This is a genomic window from Neobacillus mesonae (assembly GCF_001636315.1).
Lineage (GTDB): Bacteria > Bacillota > Bacilli > Bacillales > Cytobacillaceae > Neobacillus > Neobacillus mesonae.
The window spans coordinates 873,551-894,522 of record NZ_KV440949.1; the positions used below are offsets into that span (position 1 = coordinate 873,551).

Sequence of the window (20,972 nt, forward strand, 5' to 3'; positions counted from 1 at the left end):
TTATTTTCCGACAAATACCGGTTTTCTTTTTTCAATAAAAGCTTGCACACCTTCACGATGGTCTTTCGTTAATCCGGCAATTCTTTGTCCTTGAGCTTCTTCTTCCAAATAATCTTGGAAGGAAAGGTTACCGGCTGCTTTGATCGTCCGTTTTATTAAACCAATGGCTTTTGTTGGCATTACTGCCAGCCGTTCGGCAAATTGCTGAACTTCCGCCTCAAAGTGATCAGCCGGAAACACCTTCGTTGCTAATCCTAATGATAATGCCTGTTCAGCTTGAATTTTTTCACCTAAAACTGAAATTTCAAGAGCCCGTGCTTCTCCTACCAATCTAGTAAGAAAATAACTATTACCTGAATCCGGAATTAAACCGATATGAACGAACGCATTAAGGAAGCTGGCACGGTCCGACATCAAGCGGAAATCACAGGCCAGCGCGAGGCTGAACCCAGCACCGGCGGCGACGCCATTGACAGCGGCAATAATCGGTTTTTCACATTGATAGATTTGCTTCATCATTGGTCCATAATGCCTTCTCAACACTTCACCGTGATCCATATTCTCATCTACTTCAGAGAGGTCCTGACCGGAGCAGAAGCCGCGCCCTGCACCAGTCAGCACAATGACCCGGACCTCTTCGGATCCGGAGGCGGTTTTAATGGCATGGGTGATTTCTTGATTCATTTTAGAAACGAAGGCATTTAGGGTATTGGGGCTGTTTAATGTAATCCAAGCAGCTCCATTGTTTATTGAATAAGTAATGGTCTCATACATATGATTATCTCCCTTTAAAGTCCGGCTTCCGTTTTTCAATAAATGCAGTCATGCCTTCTTTTTGATCCTCTGATGAGAATAACAAATAGAAGTTCTTCCGTTCGTACTGCATTCCTTCGTAAAGTGAGTAATCGACTGCTTTATTAACTGCATCTTTAATTAAGCGGACGGCAAGTGGTGCTTGACGGGCTATTTGCTTTGCCATTTTCATAGTTTCTTCCATTAACAGCTCTGGAGAAACAATACGATTGATCAGTCCATGCTGAATGGCTGTTTCAGCTGGTATTCTGCTTCCACTCCACAGCCATTCAAGCGCTTTTGTCCTGCCCACTATTTTCGTTAAACGCTGCGTACCGCCGGCTCCAGGCATCACGCCTAGATTTACTTCAGGAAAGGCAAATTCCGTGCCGCTTGCGGCAATAAGCAAATCACAGTTTAACGCTAATTCAAATCCTCCGCCAAATACGAATCCTTTCACTGCACCGATCATCGGCTTTTTAATCAATGACAGGCGGTCCCATTCGGCAAATTGATTTAACAGCTCAAGCTTGACAGGGTTATCTCCCGCCATTTCATCAATATCAGCTCCGGCTGAAAAAGCACGCCCTTTACCAGTTAGGACAATGACGCGTATCTCTTCATTCCGGTCAAAGGATTCCACTGCATCGACGATTTCACCCACCATTTTGCGGTTGAGCGCATTATATTGAGCAGGTCTGTTTAACTCAATTAAGGCAACTCCATCGTTGTGGGAGGCTTCGATAAATTCATATGATTTCATTCATCGTCTTCCCCGATTACTAAAGTAACGAGCTTGCCGGCAAATTTCATTAAATCTTTACCAGAAGCCTTTCCTTCTTCGGAGCGCATACCGTTTTGTAAATCTTCCATGCTGTCATAGCGCATTTCGCACATTAAATAGTAAGGAGGTTCACCGCCCATTGGCGTACCGGTAAATTTTGTTACTTTAATTTCACGTAGACCAGGGATTTTTTTCGTAATAGGTACGTGAACGTTGTTGTAATGTTCATCAAAAGCTGCCTTGTCTTCAGGTTGTTTATATAAAGCGATTAATTTTGCCATCTTCATTCTCCTCACTTTTTATATAATTGAATGTTAATTTGCGAGCCTGCTATCCATCAACCACGATTTACATCAATGTTGAAATTGGTTTCATTGCTTCAAAAGGGTTTTTGCAGCTTTTACAGTACAAGATACTTCTGCATGCTGTTGGACCAAAAATATTGTCCATTGTCACATAAGTGGAGCCGCAAAACGGACAATCCACATGCCAGGAGCCATCACTATCCATCAGACGGGGTGGAGGAGCTATTCCGAATGCCTTTAATCCCATTCTGCCTTTTTCAGATATACGATCTGAAGTCCATGGCGGGTGGTTAATAAATTCAACGTTAACCTCTTTTACTTCATCAATAGAAATAACTGCCTTTTTTATATTTTCCTTTATCAATTCAAGTGCTGGACAGCCTAAGAAGGTCGGGAGAATTTTGATATTCACCACATAGTCTTGAACATTCACTTCCTCTACCATACCAAGGTCGATAATACTCACTGTGTTAATTTCAGGGTCATGAACTTCTTCTAACACGCCTAATACTTTCTTCTCCAGTGAATCCGTAGCCATTTGCATGATTACACCCCTTTCTGATGAAATGTGAAATTGTGGATTACCAAGAGGCTGCTGTATCTATTCGATAAACTTCTGAAAGTGTGGCAATTGCCGTTTCTAAATCCTTTGTATGCTCAAAATTCCGTCCATTTGCTTCCGGTACAGCTGGAATCTCAGGAATCTCTAAATTGAGTGATTCAAATACAGCTTTCATCTGTTCCTGCCATCTTTGAACAAGCGTTCTTTCCTCTTCAATTAAGCCTAATTCAACAATCTTCTTACCGTCAGTTCCTAATGAGAATACGTCACCAAAATCTTTCATAACTTGGGCAATAGCGGCCTGCATTCTTTGCTTTGCTTCATCTGTTGAGCTTAATAGCTGAACGAACCATGTTTTCCAATGAAGTAAGTGGTAATATAATTCTATATTCACTTTTACTGCTACCTCTGCCAATGGTTGATATGAGCTGTTTTTCAATGATTCTATTTTTATTTTCTTTGCTGCAGTATAAAAATAATTTCGAACAACCGCATATGCCCAATCATATTTAGGAACTTCCATATAATATCCTTCACCATTTGGTCTCTCGACTAGAATACTATTCTTACGTTCCTTAGCCGGTCTTAGGTGTGCTAAAGAGTCAGCGCTGCCTAAACCCAATTCTTCTAGCAATTGATAGTACATTGCGGCATGTCCCATGCTGTCCTGACTGATAGAAGAAGATGCAACATCTTCTTCTATATGCGGTGCTAGACCGAGCCATTCAGACCCTTTGAAGGAATATAGGAAGTCATCATCTGCAAGCTGAAATAACAAACTTACTACTGCATCTTTATTTTCTGAGTTGGCTGCTAAGTTTAGCTCAGTCATGTTTGTTACCTCCGGCCCATGATAGAATTTCTTTTTCATCAAACATTTTTTGCTGGTAAAAACGCCATTTTTTCTTCAGGTATCCGTACCCTTTCATTTCCCGGTAATCCTTATTATCTAAGCGCTGCAGCGATACCTTCTCTTCACTTGACAGCCCGCGGATATGCTCGCGCTGGACTACCCATATATCTGCTACAGGCTCCCGCCGCATAAAGTTTTCCTGAGCCATGATCATAGCCATTTCAGCATTTGGCGCCAATAAACTGAATTGATGCTGAAATGCTGAAGAAGGTGTCCGTTTACTGAAGACTTCAAATTCAAGATAAAAAGTTTTCTTTTGCTCCATTTTTTACCTTCTCCCTTCGTTAATTTGCTACCGCACTTAAGGCATCGCGTACCCATGCGTTTGTTTCATAAGATACTCTTCTTAAATTCAAACGAGCCTGCGATCGCGGACCATTGTTAGTGATAATTTCCTTGAACTTACTCCAATCAGGCTGCTGGTAAATCCATAACTGCTGCTCTTCATCAAATCGTAATGTCGGATCTGGAATCGTTAATCCTAATGATAAAATCCGTGGAATATATTTCGTAAAGAAGCTCTGTCTAAGCTCTTCATTTGTGCTGGTTCTAATTTTGTATTTAATGGTAATATCCTGCTTACTTGAACCCGTTGTTGAGCTGCTTGCTGGTCCAAAAAACATGAGCAGCGCTTCCCACCAGCCGTTTAGGGACTCTTGGAGCATTTGTTTTTGCTCTTCAGTACCTTCTGCCAGCGCCATAATGATGGACTCTCCGTGATGCGCATGGAATACTTCCTCTGCACAAATCCGGTGAAGTGCTCTAGAATAAGGGCCGTATGATGCATTCAGCATATTTGTCTGTGTGATAATCGCTGCGCCATCAACCAGCCAGCCAATCACACCTGCATCTGCCCATGTTTTGGTAGCCATATGGAAGACATTATGAAACTTTAATTTACCGCTGAATAAGTCGTTCATTAAATCGCCGCGGTCTTTTCCATAAGGCTTTAATAAATCTTCTGCCACGCGAAGAAGTAATTGACCATGACCCATTTCATCTTGTACTTTAGCCATGATTCCCAATTTCCGTCTTAATGAAGGAGCTTTAGGGACCCATTCTTTTTCAGGAAGTGCGCCCATAATTTCACTGATACCATGCATAGAGATTAATTTGATTAGCGCCAATCGATACTCCTCTGGCATCCAATCATCAGCCTCGATCTTATCTCCAGCTTCGATTTTAGCGATAAACTGTTCCAGCTTTTCATGTTCATTTAACTCTCGTTCTAGAACACTCATGTCCATACCACCTTTACATTATATAACGTATTATTAACGTTATTATAGTTTATTGTTATATAAAATTCAAGAATATTCCCTTTATTTCAATAACATAATATTAGTAAAAATTTATCCTGGCCGCCCATACTGCTAACACATTCAACTATTAATTGATGTTTTAGCAGTATGGTCAAGGCATTACTTTACATTTAAATAAAGCGATTTCAATATTAAGCTACGGGTTCTGCATTTCTTTTATCAACAATTCGCTTTGCTTTTCCATCAGAACGAGGAAGACTGCCTGGTTTATTAATAATTGTATCCATCGTTACTAAACAGCTGTTTTTCATTTGGTGCTGGATGCCGCGTTTCAATTTTTGTATTTCAGAATGTGTTAAATCTTGCCCAACCTTTTGATAAAGCTCATTTTCTATCTCTACATGGAGTTCAACACTATCAAGGCTGCCCTTCTTAATTAAATGAATTTGATAGTTTGGTACAAGTCCTTCAATCTGTAACAAAACACGTTCGATTTCCGAAGGGAAAACGTTTACACCGCGGATAATAAGCATATCGTCTGTACGACCTTTTAAGCGTGACATCCGCGTATGGGTTCTGCCGCATTTACACTTTTCACGGGTAATGGACGCGATATCTCCAGTACGATAACGAATAATTGGCAACGCTTCCTTCGTTAAGCTGGTAAAAACAAGTTCACCATCTTGACCATCTTCCACAGGCTCCAATGTATCAGGATTAAGAACTTCGATGAAAAAGTGGTCTTCAGCAATATGCAGACCATCTTGGGCTTCAATACACTCGATGGCAACACCTGGACCCATTACTTCGCTTAAACCGTAAATGTCGATAGCTTTAATATCCAGTTTACGTTCTAAAGTTGCCCGCATTTCTTCAGTCCAAGGTTCAGCGCCAAAGATCCCATATTCAAGACTAGTTTCACGAGGATTCATCCCAATTTGTTCCATATGTTCCACAATATTTAAAATATATGATGGCGTGCCACAAATACCTCTTGGCTTAAAATCATCAATTATTGTAATTTGTCTATCCGTATTTCCACCAGAAATAGGAACTGTCGCTACTCCCAGTTCTTCTGCACCATAGTGAAGACCAAGCCCGCCAGTAAATAATCCATAACCATATGCATTGTGGAAAATATCGCCTTTTCTCCCACCAGCTGTGACTATACCACGTGCAACAATCGAAGCCCAATTCTTAATATCATTCTTTGTATAGCCAACCACTGTTGGTTTTCCACTAGTTCCTGAGGAGCCATGAATCCTATTTACCTCATCCATTGGAACTGCAAACAATCCAAAAGGATACTGATCGCGTAAATCCTTTTTCTTTGTAAATGGCAGCTTTTTCACATCTTCTAATGATTCGATATCATTAGGTGTTATTCCCAGTTCATCAAATTTACTTTTATAAAACGGCACATTTTCATAAACTCTATTTACCGTTTGCTGAAGGCGGGACAATTGTAATTTTTCTATCTCAGTACGGCTCATTGTTTCGATTTCTGGATTGTACATTAATTAAAGCCTCCTTATTAATTAAATAACACATATAACACGGTTGTTTTAATTTAGTAATATATTTATAGATTAATACCACATTAGCACCATGTCAATATTGTTTACTGAATTTTTTTATTACTGAAACCGTTTTAATATAGGAGAAAACTAATAAATATAAGGGATTTAAGCGGTTTTGTCATAAAGATTATTTTGTTAATTCCGAAATTTGATACTAATTAATTAAAATGGTATATTACAATTATAGTTTTAACGTTAATAAATCGTTGTATAATGATTTGATTATGAAGGGGATAATATGATGGCAGTTAAATTAGATGATCACGCTTTACACGAGAAGCATTATGACCAAATCGTAAACATTATGAAAAATGAACCGTATGCAAATTTCCTTGGCATGAAGCTTACTGATCTTGGGCCTGGAACTGCCGCCGCTGAATTGATTCCGAATGAAAACATGTTAAATTCCCATAGCACCGTTCATGGCGGGGTTATTTTTTCTTTGGCGGATTATGTTTTTGCGGCAGCTAGCAACTCCTATGGAAAAACTGCTCTGGGAGTAACGACAAATGTCAATTTTATGTCTGCGGGCAAATTGGGACAAAAACTTACTGCCACCGCAGAGGAAGTTAAGAAAAACCATAAGCTTGGCTGGTACAAGATTCATGTATTTAGCGGCGAGGAATTATGCGCCACGATGGATGCAATGGTATATCGAAAAAGTCAGTCGTTTGTAGGAAATGAGGATTAAGCCGGAAGAGCCTGATCAAGAAAATGAAAAGCATCGACCAGAAAAATTCGGTCGATGCCTTTCATTTATCATTATTAATTTTCAGCACTTAATTCAGCGGATATAATACAGCCAATGGCACCAGTAATAACGAAGGCAACCACTACTAAAAACATAGTTCTCCACCCCTTAGATAGATCCGTCTTTAACTTTAATTTATCATATTTTCACAGTATCTATCTACTGGAAATTTGAACATTATGTTAACAAACACCGATTCAGCATTGACTAACAAAACATTTACGTTAGGATATTATTCCTTTTTCCTGACCTTAAAAATGAGGGACAGAAATATTATATGCAATGGCATTATTCATTTACCTCCTGCTTTATTTTTGCCCAGCTAGGTGGTATCTTTCATACCCCATATGCTATCTCCTCGGCCTTTTACTTTATACATCATCATTAAAACCCACCTTTCTTTTATTTTTGTTGTTGAATCACATCTTACATAAAGCGGTACATAGACATTTGACGATCCTTATGCTGATCATAAAGCTTCTCCACCATTTCTTGGTGTGCAGCCTCTTTTGTACTAACTTTACGTTTCTTAATGGTTATGGTTAGAAACAAAATATTTAAAGTCATGTTTTCACTTCCTTTTTTGTCAAAGCCATTACATGAAATGATGAATGGTCATTTGACGGTCTCTGTTTTGTTCATAAAGCTTATCAACCATTTCCTGGTGTGCAGCTTCTTTTGCGCTAACTTTACGTTTCTTAATGGTTATGGTTAGAAACAAAATATTTAAAGTCATGATTTTCACTTCCTTTTTTATCAAAGCCATTACATGAAATGATGAATGGTCATTTGACGGTCTCTGTTTTGTTCGTAAAGCTTATCAGCCTTTTCCTGGTTAACTGCTTCTTGAAGATTGATTTTTCGTTTTTTAATTGTAATCGAGAAAAATAAGATATTCAGGGTCATACTTGATCACCTCCTTAAAAATTTTACTTACACCAACAATTTCTAACGTATGCCATTCATATCCACTTGGCACTTAAATGTGGTAAAAAAGGGCACAAAAAGGCCGCAAGAAGTCACTCCTTGTGGCAATTGGTGTTTTATGGCACAAAAATACCGCAAGGCGTCATTCTCCCTGCGGCATGGATATGTATTGTAGGTTAACTAAATAGTTAAGCAATCCATTCCAATCTGGTCGAATGCGTGATATTCAAATATAAAGTTTTAACTGCTCCATTAGATCCTTTTACGCCATATACTAAAATCATCTTCTTCGACCTCCTTTGGAATTTTTTACTTACTACGGTAAGTATATCCACATATTGCACATTTGTAAACCATTTTATAGAAATTTTTTAATAAAAAAATAAAAATGGGTGTCAGGCACAAGAAAAGCTCCAGCGCTTTGATCAGCCCCGACAAGCATAAGACGAGCCGGCCTAAAGGTTGCTTTTTAACCTTTTGGACGGATTGACTTATGACTCGAGGGGCTAAGCGCTGGAGCTAGACATGTGAAAAATTCACATGGTGCCTGACACCCACTGACATCTTATGCGAGTGCAGCGACCATTTTCATGACTAATGTGGCAGAATTGGTGGCGGCTTTGTCGATGAATTGGTCAAAGGATATTTCTGATTGTTTTCCCGCGATGTCTGATAGTGATCGGATGATGACGAATGGAATGCCGAAGCGGTGGGCAACTTGGGCAATTGCCGATGCTTCCATTTCGACTGCTTGTAAGTTATCAAATTTCGATTGAACAAAGGCAACTCGTTCTGGATCCTCCATAAAAGAATCTCCTGATGCAATTAACCCTTTCACAATTTGAAAATTATTCAGTTCCTTAGCTGCTGTCTCAGCAATTGCCATTAATTTTTCATCGGCGGTGAAAGCTGCAGGAAGCTGGGGAACTTGGCCGTATTCATAATCAAATGCGGTAACATCGACATCGTGATGACGGACTTCCGTTGAAATAACTGCATCACCGACATTTAATTCAGGGTTTGTCCCTCCGGCTGAACCGGTGTTAATAATGCAGTCCGGTTTATATTTCTCCAGCAGGATAGTCGTCGACATGGCCGCATTAACCTTACCTATACCTGACCTTAAAAGGATGACATCTGCACCATTCATGTTTCCAAACGTAAATTCACAACCCGCCACAGTTTCCTGCGTGCGATTTTTAATATGATCTCTTAGCAAGGTGACTTCTTCTTCCATTGCTCCGATGATTGCTATCTTCATTGATTACCCTCCGATGTTATCTTGGAATCTCAGCTAATTCTTCTACTTTTGTCGGCATCCAGCCCTCACCGTCTACCCATTTAATATAAACTTTATATTTCTGTTGTTTATCCTTTGAAGAGACGGTTCCAATCGAAGCGTTCGTTGTACTGCGGTCTCTTCCTAAAAACCAAACGGTCATATTATTTTGATCAAGACCTGTAGCATACGTAATCGCGTTCAACATTTCCTGCCAATCAACGGAACTTGAATCATATACAGGCGCATGTTCCCCGGTTTGTGAGGTGCCGACCGGTTTCCATGTTGGATTCTCAATCGTCCTTTGTACATTTGCGGAGCTCCCGCCATCGGAAACAACCTTCTTGGAGTCGTCCGCTTTTTCCTCTGCATTTGAGCCCTCTTCAGCCTGTTTCTCTTCATCAGCTGCTGGATCTTGAGATGATTCATTTTCGTTTGTAGTTACTTCTTGTGCTGCCTCTTCTTCAGATGAAGTGGTATTATCTTTTTTCTCTTTATTTACGGCCTGGTTTTGTTCTGTTTTCGGTGTTTCCTTCTTTGTTGATGCCGTTTCATCGTTCCCTGAAACAAAAATATTATACGCAACAAAGATTATTAATGCGAGCACAATGATGATTAAGGTATTTAAGACAAGATTAGTTTTTCGTCGTTTTGCCCGGTTGCCTGAACGTGAATATTGGTTCAGATCGTTATTCATGTAATTTCCCTCCTAAAAACAAGGCTGTGAATATTCTAACATGAATTGCAGAGAACTTGAAGGAAAATCCCCCAATAGTGCCGATATTGGAAAAAAACGTAAGTCCTGAGGAAGCATTACAGTTTTTCTGTAACGACTAAAGATATTCTTTAAACCAATTTATAATATAATCTAGACGACTTACTCGCAGTTCCGGCTTACCGCTTCGTGACAGCTCATGGTTTTCATCTGGGAAACGAACAAACATTGTTTCCTTTCCGAGCCTTTTCAAAGCAATAAACAATTGTTCCGCTTGTTCAATTGGACAGCGGTAATCTTTTTCACTATGCAAAATTAACAGTGGCGTTTCGACATGATGAACATATGCCAACGGCGAATGCTTCCAAAGTGTTTCGATATCCGCTAATTCCGTTTGGATTTGCCACTCCGTGAAATAGTATCCAATATCACTGACACCATAAAAACTAATCCAGTTCGAAATCGAGCGCTGGGTCACAGCTGCTTTGAAGCGGTTCGTATGACCGACAATCCAGTTGGTCATGAACCCGCCATAGCTGCCGCCGGTGACTCCTAACCGGTCTTCATCGATAAAATCATAGTTTGCTAATACATAATCTACACCATGCATTAAATCCTGATAATCATTACCACCATAATCGCCCCTGACAGCATTGACAAACTCCTGACTATAGCCATGGCTGCCTCTAGGGTTAATATACAGGACAGCATATCCCTGTGCCGCCAAAATTTGAAACTCATTCATATATGTATTTCCGAACATCATATGCGGCCCGCCGTGAATTTCCAGGATCAACGGATATTTTTTTCCTTTTTCAAAACCAATCGGCTTCATCAGCCATCCTTGCACTTTCCAGCCATCGGCACCTTCAAATTCAATTGTTTCCGGCTGAGATAAGTCAATTCTTGATAGAAATTCCCCATTGGCATTAGTAAGTCTTTTAATCAATTTGCTGTCACTCAATGAAATGTAATATAAATCACCCGTGTCTGTCGGTTTGCTGATCGCTGCTACTGCTGTTTCGGTGTCTCGATGAATAGACAGCCCGTATACATGATGTTCGCCGCTATATATCTCTTTGATACTGCCCGATAGGTCAGTGTAATAAATGTTCGTATTGCCGCGTGCGGTCGCAATAAAATAAAACCCATCATTATTTTTTGTCCAGCTAATTGTTGGTGCCTGCACCCCTTGGAGAAAGTCACCAACCATTAAATTCCCCACCGGTACATCCCAATTTGCCGTTAAACAAGATAGCTGTTTTGTTTGAACTTCATATAACCAGATTTTCATATGGGTAGCATTTTTAAATTGCCGTTCATGCCCCAACATTGCAATATAACTGCCATCCAAAGACCATTCTGCACCGAAAAAATAACCTGTCCCATTAGTAATTGCAGTTAATTCTTTTGCACCGATTTCTAATAAATATAGATCCTCCTTAAAAGAGAAATCGTTATCATTATTTAAATCAGCCCCTATTGCCAAATATCTGCCGTCCGGAGACCAGTTGAACAGATTGAAATCGTGCTCCCCTTCTGTCAGCTGAGCCAGCTCGCCGCTCATTACATCAACAATGGCAATTTGCCTGAACTGCCCGTTCCAAAACCCTTCAGAATCAGATTTATACTTCATTTTCGATACTTCAAGCGGTTTTACTTTCTCTTCCTTTTTTTCTTCCTCATCAAATATCGTTTGACCGGCTTTTAAAGAGGTGTTAAAAGCAATTTTACTAGCGTCCGGCGACCAAACCGGATTTACCGCTCCGCCCGTAAGGAAGGTGAGCTGTCTTGCTTCCCCTCCATTCAGGCTAAGCAAGTAAATTTGACTTTTTCCGCTGCGGCTGGAAACAAAAGCAAGCGTTTTTCCATCCGGCGACCAACGGGGTGAATGATTTTTGCCTTTGCCGAATGTCCATTGTGTCGGCTTGTTCTTACTTCCTGCAGTATTAAAAAAAAGATGTGACTGATACTCATCTGTCTCCCGGTCAATCGTTGTCTGTATATAAACATAGGACTTCCCATCTGGAGAAAACTGTGGATTAGCCACAGATATTAACTCATATAAATCGTCTGATTTTATTCCTCTTGCTTCTGACATTTAGAATCCTCCTGAATTTTATATGTGTACCTCCTTTTATTTCGACATTAGAAATATTTTCCCTTCAAAAAAAGCAGCCAAATACTTTTTTACAAAAGCTTGGCTGCTTTTTTAATGATTTACTTCGTAAAGCATTTTCACCATATCGGCAAATAACAGATTTACACCGCCCTCATTGTCTGGAACATCCAAATTTACAGTGACCAAAGCATATTTCGGCTGGTTGTAGGGAAAATAACCGGCGAACCACTTATTGTGCAGCTGTTTTCCATCGGCGAATTTCCCAGTTTCCGCTGTCCCGGACTTCCCGGCAGCCTCATAAGGCAGGTTTTTGAACCATCTGCCTGTGCCGTTTGGGTTCACAACCACCTCACGCAATAACTTTTGCAGCTTCATCGCTGTATAAGGGGAGATCGTGTCGCCTTTGAGATCCTTTTTCGGAAAATCAACCATTGTTGTCCCATTTTTATATTCAATCTTGGAAACAGTCCTTACCATTTCCTTTTGCCCGCCCCTGGCAATCGTCGCCATCATATTAGCCACAGAGAGCGGCGTGCCGCGCACTTCATGCTGGCCGATTCCCGACATTGCGGCAAAGTTGGCATCCTTACGTGCCTCATCGGACACAAATACCCGGCCTTTATCTTCATCAGGCAGCTGCTTAAAATCACTTGTATGGTAAATATCTCCCTGCCAACCAACAGATCCGGTCAATGATAATTTTGATGCAAACTGCTCCAGCATATTCGAATCCGTTTTTTGCAGATCTTTTGCTAATTCACCAAAGGTCCGATTGCAGCTTCTAGCAAAGCTATCAGTAAAATTCAGCATCCCATAATCATATTTCCGCTCCGGTTTACCATTAATCTTTTGGCTGCAATTAAATAGCACATTAGGATTATCTAAATTATTTTCAATTGCCGCAGCCGCTGTGACTGTTTTGAACACGGAACCCATGATTTGCTGCTTTAACATTTGATTGACGATTCCCGCCCCATTATAAGGATCCTTTTTATTCATTACAGGCCGGGAAACAAGAGCAAGCACACTATTGTCTTCAATATCCAGAAGAACCAAGCCGCCCTTTTTTATTTGATAATGGTCAACTAACTCTTCCGCTTTTTGCTGAAATATTTTATCAATCGTTGTGCGGATGTTGACCGGGTAAAATGGATTAGCAGGATCAACATATTTAACATTTATTCCGAATAACGGTGCGCCGCCGCCATCAACATGATAAACTAGCTTGGACTTTCCCTCTGGCAGCAGAAATTCATCAAAGCTTTCCTCAAGACCAGATACACCTATTAACGTTTTTTCCGAAAGTTCTTTATCGGGATAGCGTTTTTTTAATTCCTTGGCATTTTCACCGGTTAGGCCCAGCAGCTGCTCTGCCGGCACCTCTGTTCTCTCAAACTTTTTTTCAACAGCAAAAACCCCAGGAATTTTTAAAGCATTAATTTGATTCATCTGAAAGCTTGTTAGTTCCACAGGATCGGGTTTTCCATATGCAAACGGCTTTTTAGCTGATTCTACAGATGCCTCTAATGCCTCTTGAGAGATTCCTGTTATATCTGCAACCTTTTCAACGTCCCAATCCGTCTTTTTTAAAAATGGAAAAAGTACAAGCACCGTTGCCTTCTTATGTGTCAACGGTTCGCCATTTCGATCAAGGAAATTCCCTCTGCCATTATCAATCACCAGCTCCTGTGTGCGCTGCTTCACACTTTCCTCCAACAAATTAACATTATGCTTTGAGAATGCCTCGGTTTTAAATAATTGAATTTGCATTAATCTAACTAACAGAAGAATGAAAGCAAAGATACAAATAAACAGCAAGCCAAGCGTTCGTCTCCTCCACATAAAAAAACACCTCGTCAAAAGTCTTGACGAGGTTTCGAATTTTCAAACTATCATTCATTATTTAATTGAAACAATACGAACGTTCATTTCTCCGCCTGGTGTTTGAACAGATACTTCATCGCCGACTTTTTTGCCGATTAGGCTTTTGGCAATAGGAGAATCGTTAGAGATTTTCCCTTCGAATGGATCTGCTTCAGCGCTTCCTACAATTGCATAAGTCTCTTCTTCGCCATCCGGCAGTTCGATAAATGTTACAGAGCGTCCTAATGCGACGGAATCTCCGGCAAGTTCCCCTTCTGCAATAATTTTTGCATTGCGGATCATATTTTCAATAGTGGTGATTCTTCCTTCAACAAATGCCTGTTCTTCTTTCGCGGAATCGTACTCAGAGTTCTCAGATAAATCACCAAAGCTTCTGGCGATTTTAATTCTTTCTACTACCTCTTTACGTTTAACCGTTTTCAGATATTCGAGCTCCTGCTCAAGTTTTTCTTTTCCCGCCTGTGTCATTGGAAATACTTTTTCTGTAGCCAAAACCCTCACTCCTTCTAGTCTTCACAATCCCCCGAAAGATTGTGTTTTCGTTATTTATGTAGAAATATGCCAATTAGCATAATACATAGTGCGCGTCCTAGTGTCAGGGCGCGCTGCTATGTTTATTCATCCATTCATGGATACTTTTTCTTTTCTTTTGCTATTGTTTCATAAAAACGACTTTTGTTCAAGAATTGTTTGAATTTTAGTCACCATTAAATCAATAGCAACATGATTTTGACCACCCTCAGGAATGATAATATCCGCATAACGCTTCGTTGGTTCAATAAACTGATTATGCATCGGTCTTACCACATTCGTATACTGGTCAATAACCGAATCAAAGCTTCGGCCCCGCTCTTTAATGTCACGAGTCAGCCGGCGGATAATCCTAATATCGGCATCAGTATCGACAAACAGCTTTATATCCATTAAATTCCTTAGCCGCTCATCCTCAAGCACTAAAATACCTTCTAAAATAATAACATCCTTCGGTTCAACATGGATCACTTGATCCGAGCGTGTATGAACGGCATAGTCATAAACCGGCTTATCAATCGGTTCATAACGTAATAGCTTTTCAAGATGTTCTATTAATAAATTATTATCAAATGCCAGCGGGTGATCGTAATTCGTCTTTAACCGTTCCTCAAACGGCAAGTGACTCTGGTCTTTGTAATAGTAATCCTGTTCAATGACTAAAATGGAGTGACCTTTAAAGCTTTCATATATAGCTTTTGTTACACTCGTTTTTCCGGACCCTGAGCCACCGGTAACACCAATAACAACCGGTTTTCGCATCATGCTAGTTCTCCTTTCGCATCATGTTGTTCGGATAAACCGGTTTGTCGAGCTTGAATTGGACGATTTGCAGGGGATGTCTAGCCGCATCAAGTTCATTCCCTTTTTCATCCCAAATTTTATCAATTACATGAGTAAAGTTTTCAATTTCCGGTCCAAAAAATTCAACTTCATCCCCTGGTCTAAAATGGTTTCTTTGCTGCAGCGTAACCATTTGTGTTTCCGGGTTATAATCTAACACAAGGCCCACGAATTCGAAACTTGTCTTCTTGCTATGATTACCAAACATTTGCTCTTTATACCCCGGAACACCCTCAAAAAATGCCGGTGCTGTTTCTCGATTCGCACATTTATCAAGCTCTTTCAGCCATTCCTGCTTAATAACAAAATTGTCTGGGTCTGCACAGTAAGCATCAATTACCTTTCGATAGACGCTGACAACGGTAGCGATATAGTGGATGGATTTCATCCGTCCTTCAATTTTCAAACTATCAATTCCAAGTTCAATCATCTTAGGAATTGATTGAATCAGGTTTAAGTCTTTAGGACTCATAGCAAACGGGGAGTCCCCTTCGGCAAATAAAGGCAGCTCATTATCCTCGCTCTCTAGGTTGTATAAATCATAATCCCAGCGGCATGACTGGCAGCATCCGCCTCGGTTAGAGTCCCGTGCCGTCATATGATTACTTAACGTACAGCGTCCAGAATAGGCAATACACATGGCACCGTGAATAAAGGTTTCAATTTCGATATCTACCTTTTCCTTCATTTCACGAATTTCCTCGGCACTTGTTTCACGTGCAAGTACAACCCGCTCCAATCCTTCTTCCTTCCAGAACTGAACCGCCTTCCAGTTGGAAAGCGACTGTTGTGTGCTTAAGTGAACTTCAATTTCAGGAGCTAAACGGCGGCATGTTTCAATAATAAGCGGGTCGGCTACGATAATTCCCGCAATTCCTGCCTCTTTTAATCCCAGCAGATATTCCTCTAGACCAGGAATATTTTCATTATGAGCATAAATGTTTGTCGTTACATAAATTTTTGCTCCATATTGTTTGGCGAATTCCACGCCTTCCTTCATTTCTTCAAGCGTAAAGTTATCAGCATTGGAACGAAGGCCATATTCCTGTCCGCCAATGAATACGGCATCGGCTCCATATTGAACGGCGATTTTTAATTTTTCTAGATTGCCTGCTGGTGCAAGGAGTTCCGGCTTCTTAACAATTACACGTTTTCCATCGATGATTTCAGAAATCTTCTCTTTGACTGTATTCACGTTTGAACTCCTCCTAATTTGTCTAGCTACAGCGCCTAGCGGCTAGTGTCCTTCGCTCTCCGCCCTACGATAAGTCAAACATCGAATCGCCTCCGGCTCTTCGTGTTTCCTTTATCTCAGTTGGAGCGCTCCAGGCCATACGCCACTGACCAAGGCGCTTCCGCTTTTCTATCAGTAAACTGTTTCCTTAAAAAAGAACCCTGTATCCAATGGACGGTTTTCCGGCTGAATTTCCTCAATTGCCGCTAACAGCTCGTCCTTTTTATCTTCATAAAGATCTGGGTCCTGGTCATATAAATCAATCGCTTCTCGATAAATTTTCGTTACAGCAGCAATATATTCCGGTGTCTTCAAAATTCCATCGATTTTAAAAGAATCGACACCAGCCTCTAACATATCCTGCAATTCATCAATGATACAAATATCATTAGGACTCATGATATGAGTACCATTTTCATCTTCAAAGATTGGGTATTTATTTTCCCGCTCCTTATCATGCAGGAACATGTTCTTTTGCTGCTTGCGATTTTCAATTTCCATTACTTTGCCCTGGTACTCAAAATAGTGGCCAAGCAATGAGCGCTTAGATTGGAACATGCAGCTCATACCATGAACCTGCACTTCAATTTCAACTTTGGCATTTTCTTTAATTTCAACAATCGCATCCATATTAATTTCTCGTGCAAGAACAGCTCTTTTTGCACCTTTTCTGCCCCAATAATCGCACGTATACCAGTTTGTCCCAGTTGTTTCAGTACTCCAGTGAAGCTTCATCTCAGGTACCGCTTCTTTTGCCGCCATTAACACAGCTGGATCGCCAAAAATGACTGCATCTGCATTGGCAGAAGAAAGGAAGCGAAGATAATCAGGCAGCTCATCCACCTTTTCGTTATGAAAAATGGCATTCATCGCGATATACACTTTTTTCCCTTGGGAATGTGCGAGTTCAATCGCTTTCTCGACATCATTACGGCTGAATTCCCCGGCAAGCCGTAATCCATATCTTTGTTCGCCAATGACAAAGGCATCTGCCCCAGCCTCAGCTAATGGCAATATATCTTCAACTGACGTCGGTGTTACAAGTAATTCAGTTTTTGTCATTTCCTCTCACCTCTTTTTTTGCTTACAGCCACTCCATCCCCGACAGGTAGGATGACAGAATCAAAATCCGGATGATCCATTAACCAGCGGTTGAATTCATCAATTTTTTTCACTAGGTTACGGGTTCTTTTCGATTCGATCTCTGATTCAGCTACAAGTCCTTTAAATAAAACATTGTCAGTAATGATCATTCCACCATCGCATAAGTTGTTAGAATAAATCTCAAAAAACTTTTTGTATTGTCCCTTTGCGGCATCGATAAAAATCGCATCAAACGGGGCATGACTGCTGACTGCCTCAGCTGCATCAAGGGCATCGCCTTCAATCAAGGTAATTTGCTGTGCCAGCCCTGAACGTCCAATAAACTCTTTCGCTAATTGAATCCGTTCTTCATCCCGCTCTATGGTCACAATATGTGTTTCTGGAATTCCATACGCCATTCTTAGGGCGGAGTAGCCGATCGCCGTTCCCACCTCAAGAATTTTTTTTGAACGATGTATTCTAAGCAGCTGAAGCATCGTTTCGATCCCTGTAAGTTCCATAATTGGTATATTATGAGCGGTCGCATACTGCTCCATTTCCGTTAATAACGAATTCCGCTCGTGGACTAACCCCTCAATATATAAATGCAGCTTCTCATTTAACAAGCTGCGTCACCTCAATCCTTTTAATACAGCATTCTTACCAAAATACTGCTCCTTAGACATGAAAAAATAGCGTACACAGAAAATAACGTGCCGCGAGCTGCCAAGCCCGATGCTTTAGGGCAATAACACCACGAACAAGCTAACTGTAAGTTACGCTTTAGGTCATTTATAAAACACCTGATCTATTTTACCATAAAAAAAGAGGGATTGCGAACAAATCCCCCGTTTATAAAACTATTTTTTGTTGGAAATATGCTTTGCTTTCTCTTTATTATGCTCATCTAACGTTTTTGTAAAGATAATCTTACCGTCAGCCGTCGCTAAGAAGTAATAATAATCCGTTTTTTCCGGGTCAAGCGCAGCCTCAATGGAAATTTTCCCGGCATTAGCGATAGGTCCCGGCGGCAGGCCTTTATGTTTATAGGTATTATAAGGTGAATTAACTTCTAAATCCTTATAATATACCTTTTGTTTATGCTTTCCTTGAGCATATAGAACGGTAGGATCCGTTTGCAGCGGCATGCCCTTTTTTATCCGGTTATAGAACACACTGGAAATCGTTCTGCGATCCACCTTTTCAGTCGCCTCTTCCTCAATTAAGGAAGCCATTGTTAACAATTGATGGATAGACAGTTTTTTAGCTTCTCTTTCCTCTTGATAATTTGCCAAAATATCCTGTGTTTTCTCAAGCATGACCGTTACTATTTCTTCGACAGTTGGATTTTTCTTATAAAAAGAATAGGTTGCCGGGTATAAGTACCCTTCAAGCGGATGCCTTACTTGAGAATTAAGAATTTCATTTGTTAAGAGATTAGGATATTTTGCCATTAATCCCTTAACAAAGGACTCATCATTTAATTGATTTAATACATCAGCTTCTTTTTGTTTGGTTGCTTTTGCCATGATGGCAGCAATTTCTTTCAGCTGTTTTCCCTCAGGAATCGTCATTATTACAGCTGCCTTTGCTAATACCTTTCCTGTTTTCAAGCGGCTGACAATTTCAGGTATATCCATCGATGGACTCAGTTCGTATTCTCCGGCCATAAATCCACCTTCATTTTTAAGCTTCACATAATATTTAAACACTTTCGCATTTTTAATAATGCCGTTGTGTTCAAGTGTTTCTCCAATACCCGTTACGGATGAGCCGATTGGAATATCTACCTTTTTCTGAACCTTGCTATTTTGATCAATCGGTTCAAGTGCCGATTTTATGTAGAGATACCCTCCACCGCCAATAATAAAAATAGATAATACCAATATGATCGAAACAATTAATACTATTTTTCTAACAACCCTAGCTTCCTTTTGTGATTCCAGCATTTTTTGCCGTATGATATCTTTTTTATCTGTTGCCATTATACTCCCCCTTTGAGTACCCCGGGTACAAAACCATCCTAAAATTGAGAATAAATTGGGTATCGTAATTATTTCAGCATATAGTAAGAGAATTGTCAATTTCACACGAAAAGCGGAGGCGCCCGTTTAGCGACGTATGGCCTCCTCGAAAAAGCTAACGCTTTTTCTTCGTGCGATGCCTATGCTGCCGAAGCATTCCTTGTGGAGGGCTTCGACTGAGATAAAGGAAACACGAAGAGCGATAGCGATTCGATGTTGACTTATCGTAGGAGAAGACCGAAGGACACTAGTCGCTGGGCGCTGTAGCTAGACAATTCTCAAAGTACAATAAAAGAACCAGCTGTTGTCAGCTGGTTCTTTCAATATTATTCATTTTCTTCTTCATCGTCAAGGAAAGTATTAAATACTTCTTCGACCATATCCCATTCTTCGTCCGATTCAATTGGCAGGAGCTCGCCAAAACCGCCGTCTTCGGTTGGAATATAGGCATATGCATGGACTTCTCCGTCTTCTTCATCCTCTGAAGCCCCTACAGGATAAAATAATACATAGGACTTTTCAAACTCTTCCGATTCAAAAGTTAACAGGATTTCAAATAATTCTTCGTCGCCATTGTCATTTACAAGTGTAATATAGCGTTCTTCTTCTTCTGTATGGTTATGTTCGTGTGTCATTGCTTCACCTCATTATTTTTTGCTGTCAAGATAGCCTTGAAGGATCATCATTGCAGCCATTTTGTCAATTACCTTTTTTCTTTTCTTACGACTTAAATCGGCTTCGAGCAAAACCCTCTCCGCAGCCATGGTTGTAAGCCGCTCGTCCCACAAAACAGCTGGTACGTTAAACTTTTGTTCAATCTCCGCTGCATAGGCTTGGCTCGCTTCACCGCGGGGACCAATGGTGCCGTTCATATTTTTTGGCAAACCAACGACAACTTGACTAACTTGATACTCTTTTATTAATTGACCAATTTCCTCAAAACCAAACTCCTGCTTTTCTTCATTGATATGGAGGGTTTTGAGGCCTTGTGCTGTCCACCCCAGCTCATCGCTGACGGCAACACCCACTGTTTTTGAGCCAACATCAAGACCCATTACACGCATTCTATTAAACCTCTCGTTGTTGTCTAAGATAGGATTTGACTAACTCCTCAATAATTTCGTCACGTTCCAGCTTACGAATTATATTACGGGCATCACGATGACGAGGAATGTACGCTGGATCTCCTGATAAAAGGTAACCGACAATTTGATTAATAGGATTGTACCCTTTTTCCTTTAACGCTTCATAGACCTGGAAAAGAACATCATTTACATCATGTTCAAAGGGTTCTTCAGGAAAATTAAATCTCATTGTTTTGTCAAATGAGCTCATGTAAAGTACACCTCGAATTGTAATTGTTACCTATATTTTACACTAC

Annotated in this window: 25 protein-coding genes; 1 reads left to right on the forward strand and 24 read right to left on the reverse strand. The window is 40.4% G+C overall.

The features are described 5' to 3' along the window. From A6749_RS04445 to paaK, 8 genes are all read right to left on the reverse strand, one after another. Window positions 1-774 (reverse strand): enoyl-CoA hydratase-related protein, encoded by a 774-nt coding sequence (locus tag A6749_RS04445; protein WP_066385710.1) that lies wholly within the window; start codon window positions 772-774, stop codon window positions 1-3. A gap of 4 nt (window positions 775-778) precedes the next feature. After that, the gene (locus tag A6749_RS04450; protein ID WP_066385712.1) at window positions 779-1,555 is read right to left on the reverse strand and encodes an enoyl-CoA hydratase/isomerase family protein; all 777 of its coding nucleotides are present in this window, start codon (window positions 1,553-1,555) and stop codon (window positions 779-781) included. Further along, the gene (locus A6749_RS04455) at window positions 1,552-1,857 is read right to left on the reverse strand and encodes an EthD family reductase (RefSeq protein ID WP_066385714.1); all 306 of its coding nucleotides are present in this window, start codon (window positions 1,855-1,857) and stop codon (window positions 1,552-1,554) included. The genes A6749_RS04450 and A6749_RS04455 overlap by 4 nt, the downstream gene beginning before the upstream one ends. Window positions 1,858-1,924: 67 nt before the next feature. After that, window positions 1,925-2,425 carry a 1,2-phenylacetyl-CoA epoxidase subunit PaaD gene (gene paaD, locus A6749_RS04460; RefSeq protein ID WP_066385717.1) on the reverse strand — a complete coding sequence of 167 codons (501 nt, stop codon included), beginning with the start codon at window positions 2,423-2,425 and terminating at the stop codon, window positions 1,925-1,927. Window positions 2,426-2,462: 37 nt separating this feature from the next. After that, entirely contained in the window at window positions 2,463-3,275 is an 813-nt protein-coding gene (gene paaC, locus A6749_RS04465; protein WP_066385719.1) for a 1,2-phenylacetyl-CoA epoxidase subunit PaaC, read from the reverse strand. After that, window positions 3,268-3,621 carry a 1,2-phenylacetyl-CoA epoxidase subunit PaaB gene (paaB, locus tag A6749_RS04470; RefSeq protein ID WP_066385721.1) on the reverse strand — a complete coding sequence of 118 codons (354 nt, stop codon included), beginning with the start codon at window positions 3,619-3,621 and terminating at the stop codon, window positions 3,268-3,270. The genes paaC and paaB overlap by 8 nt, the downstream gene beginning before the upstream one ends. A gap of 19 nt (window positions 3,622-3,640) precedes the next feature. Then, the gene (paaA, locus tag A6749_RS04475) at window positions 3,641-4,597 is read right to left on the reverse strand and encodes a 1,2-phenylacetyl-CoA epoxidase subunit PaaA (RefSeq protein WP_407937502.1); all 957 of its coding nucleotides are present in this window, start codon (window positions 4,595-4,597) and stop codon (window positions 3,641-3,643) included. A gap of 212 nt (window positions 4,598-4,809) precedes the next feature. Next, window positions 4,810-6,135 (reverse strand): phenylacetate--CoA ligase PaaK, encoded by a 1,326-nt coding sequence (gene paaK, locus A6749_RS04480; RefSeq protein ID WP_066385724.1) that lies wholly within the window; start codon window positions 6,133-6,135, stop codon window positions 4,810-4,812. Between the two features lie 304 nt (window positions 6,136-6,439). Between paaK and A6749_RS04485 the strand changes: the two genes are divergently transcribed. Beyond that, window positions 6,440-6,889: a PaaI family thioesterase gene (locus tag A6749_RS04485; RefSeq protein WP_066385726.1), complete on the forward strand. Its 450-nt coding sequence runs from the start codon at window positions 6,440-6,442 to the stop codon at window positions 6,887-6,889. A 486-nt stretch (window positions 6,890-7,375) separates the two neighbouring features. Here the strand turns inward: A6749_RS04485 and A6749_RS27525 are convergent, their stop codons facing one another. From A6749_RS27525 to A6749_RS04550, 16 genes are all read right to left on the reverse strand, one after another. Then, on the reverse strand, window positions 7,376-7,516 hold the full coding sequence (locus A6749_RS27525; protein ID WP_084797630.1) for a YrzI family small protein: 141 nt from the start codon (window positions 7,514-7,516) through the stop codon (window positions 7,376-7,378). 28 nt (window positions 7,517-7,544) lie between these two features. Next, window positions 7,545-7,685, reverse strand: a complete 141-nt coding sequence (locus A6749_RS27530) for a YrzI family small protein (RefSeq protein ID WP_084797631.1) — start codon at window positions 7,683-7,685, stop codon at window positions 7,545-7,547. Window positions 7,686-7,714: 29 nt separating this feature from the next. Then, on the reverse strand, window positions 7,715-7,855 hold the full coding sequence (locus tag A6749_RS27535) for a YrzI family small protein (protein ID WP_084797632.1): 141 nt from the start codon (window positions 7,853-7,855) through the stop codon (window positions 7,715-7,717). A 586-nt stretch (window positions 7,856-8,441) separates the two neighbouring features. Continuing rightward, entirely contained in the window at window positions 8,442-9,137 is a 696-nt protein-coding gene (gene mtnN / locus A6749_RS04490) for a 5'-methylthioadenosine/S-adenosylhomocysteine nucleosidase (protein WP_066385728.1), read from the reverse strand. 16 nt (window positions 9,138-9,153) lie between these two features. After that, window positions 9,154-9,852, reverse strand: coding sequence for a YrrS family protein (locus A6749_RS04495; protein ID WP_066385730.1), 699 nt, complete (start codon window positions 9,850-9,852; stop codon window positions 9,154-9,156). Between the two features lie 136 nt (window positions 9,853-9,988). Beyond that, entirely contained in the window at window positions 9,989-11,971 is a 1,983-nt protein-coding gene (locus A6749_RS04500) for an alpha/beta hydrolase family protein (protein ID WP_066385732.1), read from the reverse strand. Between the two features lie 111 nt (window positions 11,972-12,082). Further along, window positions 12,083-13,834 carry a peptidoglycan D,D-transpeptidase FtsI family protein gene (locus tag A6749_RS04505; RefSeq protein ID WP_066385734.1) on the reverse strand — a complete coding sequence of 584 codons (1,752 nt, stop codon included), beginning with the start codon at window positions 13,832-13,834 and terminating at the stop codon, window positions 12,083-12,085. Window positions 13,835-13,891: 57 nt separating this feature from the next. Then, window positions 13,892-14,368, reverse strand: coding sequence for a transcription elongation factor GreA (gene greA, locus A6749_RS04510; RefSeq protein WP_066385736.1), 477 nt, complete (start codon window positions 14,366-14,368; stop codon window positions 13,892-13,894). 168 nt (window positions 14,369-14,536) lie between these two features. Further along, window positions 14,537-15,172, reverse strand: coding sequence for a uridine kinase (gene udk, locus A6749_RS04515; protein WP_066385738.1), 636 nt, complete (start codon window positions 15,170-15,172; stop codon window positions 14,537-14,539). Between the two features lies 1 nt (window position 15,173). After that, window positions 15,174-16,445 (reverse strand): peptidase U32 family protein, encoded by a 1,272-nt coding sequence (locus A6749_RS04520; RefSeq protein WP_066385741.1) that lies wholly within the window; start codon window positions 16,443-16,445, stop codon window positions 15,174-15,176. 171 nt (window positions 16,446-16,616) lie between these two features. Beyond that, entirely contained in the window at window positions 16,617-17,546 is a 930-nt protein-coding gene (locus A6749_RS04525; protein WP_066385743.1) for a peptidase U32 family protein, read from the reverse strand. Then, a complete protein-coding gene (locus tag A6749_RS04530; RefSeq protein ID WP_066385744.1) occupies window positions 17,543-18,193 on the reverse strand; it encodes an O-methyltransferase in 651 nt (216 codons plus the stop codon). The genes A6749_RS04525 and A6749_RS04530 overlap by 4 nt, the downstream gene beginning before the upstream one ends. 234 nt (window positions 18,194-18,427) lie before the next feature. After that, window positions 18,428-19,552 (reverse strand): endolytic transglycosylase MltG, encoded by a 1,125-nt coding sequence (gene mltG / locus A6749_RS04535; protein ID WP_066385747.1) that lies wholly within the window; start codon window positions 19,550-19,552, stop codon window positions 18,428-18,430. A 365-nt stretch (window positions 19,553-19,917) separates the two neighbouring features. Continuing rightward, a complete protein-coding gene (locus A6749_RS04540) occupies window positions 19,918-20,226 on the reverse strand; it encodes a DUF1292 domain-containing protein (RefSeq protein WP_066385749.1) in 309 nt (102 codons plus the stop codon). Between the two features lie 12 nt (window positions 20,227-20,238). Beyond that, window positions 20,239-20,655: a Holliday junction resolvase RuvX gene (gene ruvX / locus A6749_RS04545; RefSeq protein ID WP_066385751.1), complete on the reverse strand. Its 417-nt coding sequence runs from the start codon at window positions 20,653-20,655 to the stop codon at window positions 20,239-20,241. A 4-nt stretch (window positions 20,656-20,659) separates the two neighbouring features. After that, on the reverse strand, window positions 20,660-20,926 hold the full coding sequence (locus A6749_RS04550; protein ID WP_042354965.1) for an IreB family regulatory phosphoprotein: 267 nt from the start codon (window positions 20,924-20,926) through the stop codon (window positions 20,660-20,662). Window positions 20,927-20,972: the final 46 nt, after the last annotated feature.

Coding starts and splice junctions, on each gene's coding strand:
- A6749_RS04445 (WP_066385710.1), bottom strand. CDS start 774: ATGTATGAGACCATTACTTATTCAATAAACAATGGAGCTGCTTGGATT.
- A6749_RS04450 (WP_066385712.1), bottom strand. CDS start 1,555: ATGAAATCATATGAATTTATCGAAGCCTCCCACAACGATGGAGTTGCC.
- A6749_RS04455 (WP_066385714.1), bottom strand. CDS start 1,857: ATGGCAAAATTAATCGCTTTATATAAACAACCTGAAGACAAGGCAGCT.
- paaD (WP_066385717.1), bottom strand. CDS start 2,425: ATGCAAATGGCTACGGATTCACTGGAGAAGAAAGTATTAGGCGTGTTA.
- paaC (WP_066385719.1), bottom strand. CDS start 3,275: ATGACTGAGCTAAACTTAGCAGCCAACTCAGAAAATAAAGATGCAGTA.
- paaB (WP_066385721.1), bottom strand. CDS start 3,621: ATGGAGCAAAAGAAAACTTTTTATCTTGAATTTGAAGTCTTCAGTAAA.
- paaA (WP_407937502.1), bottom strand. CDS start 4,597: ATGAGTGTTCTAGAACGAGAGTTAAATGAACATGAAAAGCTGGAACAG.
- paaK (WP_066385724.1), bottom strand. CDS start 6,135: ATGTACAATCCAGAAATCGAAACAATGAGCCGTACTGAGATAGAAAAA.
- A6749_RS04485 (WP_066385726.1), top strand. CDS start 6,440: ATGGCAGTTAAATTAGATGATCACGCTTTACACGAGAAGCATTATGAC.
- A6749_RS27525 (WP_084797630.1), bottom strand. CDS start 7,516: ATGACTTTAAATATTTTGTTTCTAACCATAACCATTAAGAAACGTAAA.
- A6749_RS27530 (WP_084797631.1), bottom strand. CDS start 7,685: ATGACTTTAAATATTTTGTTTCTAACCATAACCATTAAGAAACGTAAA.
- A6749_RS27535 (WP_084797632.1), bottom strand. CDS start 7,855: ATGACCCTGAATATCTTATTTTTCTCGATTACAATTAAAAAACGAAAA.
- mtnN (WP_066385728.1), bottom strand. CDS start 9,137: ATGAAGATAGCAATCATCGGAGCAATGGAAGAAGAAGTCACCTTGCTA.
- A6749_RS04495 (WP_066385730.1), bottom strand. CDS start 9,852: ATGAATAACGATCTGAACCAATATTCACGTTCAGGCAACCGGGCAAAA.
- A6749_RS04500 (WP_066385732.1), bottom strand. CDS start 11,971: ATGTCAGAAGCAAGAGGAATAAAATCAGACGATTTATATGAGTTAATA.
- A6749_RS04505 (WP_066385734.1), bottom strand. CDS start 13,834: ATGTGGAGGAGACGAACGCTTGGCTTGCTGTTTATTTGTATCTTTGCT.
- udk (WP_066385738.1), bottom strand. CDS start 15,172: ATGATGCGAAAACCGGTTGTTATTGGTGTTACCGGTGGCTCAGGGTCC.
- A6749_RS04525 (WP_066385743.1), bottom strand. CDS start 17,546: ATGACAAAAACTGAATTACTTGTAACACCGACGTCAGTTGAAGATATA.
- mltG (WP_066385747.1), bottom strand. CDS start 19,552: ATGGCAACAGATAAAAAAGATATCATACGGCAAAAAATGCTGGAATCA.
- A6749_RS04540 (WP_066385749.1), bottom strand. CDS start 20,226: ATGACACACGAACATAACCATACAGAAGAAGAAGAACGCTATATTACA.
- ruvX (WP_066385751.1), bottom strand. CDS start 20,655: ATGCGTGTAATGGGTCTTGATGTTGGCTCAAAAACAGTGGGTGTTGCC.
- A6749_RS04550 (WP_042354965.1), bottom strand. CDS start 20,926: ATGAGCTCATTTGACAAAACAATGAGATTTAATTTTCCTGAAGAACCC.